Source organism: Phormidium sp. CCY1219, from assembly GCF_035615515.1.
GTDB lineage: Bacteria > Cyanobacteriota > Cyanobacteriia > Cyanobacteriales > Laspinemataceae > CCY1219.
Map to the genome: position 1 here is coordinate 1 of NZ_JAJENT010000249.1, position 2,275 is coordinate 2,275.

At 47.5% G+C, this 2,275-nt stretch carries 3 protein-coding genes; 1 reads left to right on the top strand and 2 read right to left on the bottom strand.

Annotated elements, in window-relative coordinates:
* Nucleotides 1-200: 200 nt before the first annotated feature.
* Nucleotides 201-509, bottom strand: a complete 309-nt coding sequence (locus LKK83_RS02705) for a hypothetical protein (protein ID WP_324629267.1) — start codon at nucleotides 507-509, stop codon at nucleotides 201-203.
* Between the two features lie 135 nt (nucleotides 510-644).
* On the bottom strand, nucleotides 645-1,310 hold the full coding sequence (locus tag LKK83_RS02710) for a DUF4157 domain-containing protein (protein WP_324629270.1): 666 nt from the start codon (nucleotides 1,308-1,310) through the stop codon (nucleotides 645-647).
* A 144-nt stretch (nucleotides 1,311-1,454) separates the two neighbouring features.
* Between LKK83_RS02710 and LKK83_RS02715 the strand changes: the two genes are divergently transcribed.
* Nucleotides 1,455-1,700, top strand: a complete 246-nt coding sequence (locus LKK83_RS02715) for a hypothetical protein (protein WP_324629271.1) — start codon at nucleotides 1,455-1,457, stop codon at nucleotides 1,698-1,700.
* Nucleotides 1,701-2,275: the final 575 nt, after the last annotated feature.

The following is a 2,275-nucleotide window of genomic DNA, read 5'->3' on the forward strand; positions in this document are numbered from 1 at the left end:
GTTGGAGGATTTACTAATACAAAGACCAAAAACATACTTCGTTTACGACCACAATTGGAAACGAATTGGGCAATTTTATCCTAAGAAAGTTAAACTGATTCGTCGGTCAAATAAGCTCTGTGTTGTTTAAATCACGACGGTTAAAACCGTCGTTCGTCTTTCCTCCCCGAACTAAAGTTACGGGGAGGAAAGACTCTCGGTTACTTCTCTTGAATGCCAGTGCAAATGGGACAAGTGCATCCGATCGCATCTTGAATGGCATTGTGGGTTTGTGACGCCGCCGGGAACAAGGCGACGCGATCGCTGGCGCGATCGGTCCAGGCGGAGGCGAGAGTGCCGCGCACCTGGGAGAGACTGGTGACTGACGCGGGAGTGCGAACCGTTGCCGGGGCAAATGTCACGGTACCGTGACTTGCCGTGAGAAACGGTTGCGCCACGGCGAGGATAGCGGCCATCGCGAGGGTTAAGCCTAATTTTAAGGCGGGAGACAGTTTCAAGGGAGTCATCATGGCTAGTTTCAACTCAAGTCAATTAAGATGGGATGAACTGAAAATTTACAATAGTGTTCCTATGAGGATAGCACTTGACCCGAAAATTTGCGCCTTGGGAAAGCAAGGGACGTTTCCGGGTTCGATAACTGTTTCCTAATGTCGGTGGTATTTTCCGGTGGTTCGAGAGACTTCTCCTGCCAACCATTGGGAGAAGGCTTCTTCCCGCCCAAATGCTTCCACTTCAAAACTGTTATCTCGGTAGCTTTCACCGGCTTTTTTATATTCTTTAAAATAGTGATAGCCAAACGCGCCCAAACTGCCTAATTCTTCATATTGTTGGCAGTGAACCAGTTCGTGAGCCAGCAGGATTAGTTGTTCCAAATCCCCTTCTTTATGGGGTTTTTTCACGTAAATTACATCGCCATAAACCTGGGCGTTGGACTCTCCTACATTAATTTTAAAACTCGCCGCCACCCAGTCTTCCATTAAAGTAGCTTCGTAAACCACTTTGACGCGATCGACTAAATCGCCAAAAAACGGGCGCAAATATTTCTTTTGCTTTTCCGTTAAGGGTTGAGGCACGCTATTATTGGACTGCATTAATTGAGCGGCTGCTTTATAGGCAACTGCTCCCATTTGTCCCCAAGCTTCTTCGGACATTTGGTGAGGCATTTGTCCTCGGCATAATTGTCCGCCAAGGGTTTGGGTTTCAGGACAAGAATAAGTTGCGCGTTCGGGAATGGGATTGTAAAATCCCCATCCAAATGTCATCAATCCCAAACATGCACCAATTAAGTTAACTCTGCGGGAGGTTTGCATGACCTCAATTCACTAAACCTTCACGATTTGCTATTCTGGGTTATTGGTAACGCTCCCGGAATTTTTGTAATTGTTAAAACACCCTTAAAGAATAGCCAGTCTTTCCCCCCCATCTGATAACGTGAACCCAAAGCAACCCCGTAGATGCATTTTCAAAGACTGGAAGTGTTAGGAGCGTTGGTTGCAATTACGAGTCGCGATTGGCAAGGGTTTCGAGCTGCACTCGGGCAAAATCTAGAAGCGCGATCGCTTCGCTTGCGGTGCCGAACAGCCCAGAGAGTTGACCGTTGCTTTACTCGATCGCTCAAATTAGAATACCCCAGTTATGGCGCATTTGAACGTTTGCGGGTCTTCTTTATCAAAACTTTACCCGATCGCGAGTTAATTTGATAATAAATTAATGTTTGGCTCAACATAAAAATCAAAACTTATGGTCGAGAATCCATCGCGCTTGAGGCGATCGCAAATCGCAAACAGCCAACAAACATCGCCAACGAGTTGCGCGCCAACAACACACCCGAGTCAGTCTTGGGCCTCGACGGTTTCCCTACCCCTGGGATAGGCATGGGGAAGCAAGACTTTTGGGAAATCTGTCATCGATCGCATTTCGAAAGATGCCTGTAGCTTTTTGACAATGGGCAATCTCGCACGAAAACAAAATGCGCCATCGTCGATCGCGCCTTTCCCTCAGCGAGGCAATCGGATTTCTTATGAGTTTTCAAATCCTGCTGAAGTCTTGTGACCTCAGAGGAAATATGCTTGTTCCGAATTGATAGATTGACGCGGGTTGATTCGGTGCGATCGCCCCGGCGGACAAAGCCAATTGATAAATCGTTGCTGACGTCATAGTAGCCTCCGATCCGTTTGGAAACTCCCGTGCTTTAGCCAGGGGAGGAAAAACGAACGTGCGGCTTTAGCCGCCGTCAAAACTATATTGAGAATTGGGTGTGCAGCGGGTTCGGTTG

Bases quoted from the DNA above. Each gene is read 5' to 3' on its own strand.
- LKK83_RS02705 (WP_324629267.1), bottom strand. From the start codon at position 509: ATGATGACTCCCTTGAAACTGTCTCCCGCCTTAAAATTAGGCTTAACC.
- LKK83_RS02710 (WP_324629270.1), bottom strand. From the start codon at position 1,310: ATGCAAACCTCCCGCAGAGTTAACTTAATTGGTGCATGTTTGGGATTG.
- LKK83_RS02715 (WP_324629271.1), top strand. From the start codon at position 1,455: ATGCATTTTCAAAGACTGGAAGTGTTAGGAGCGTTGGTTGCAATTACG.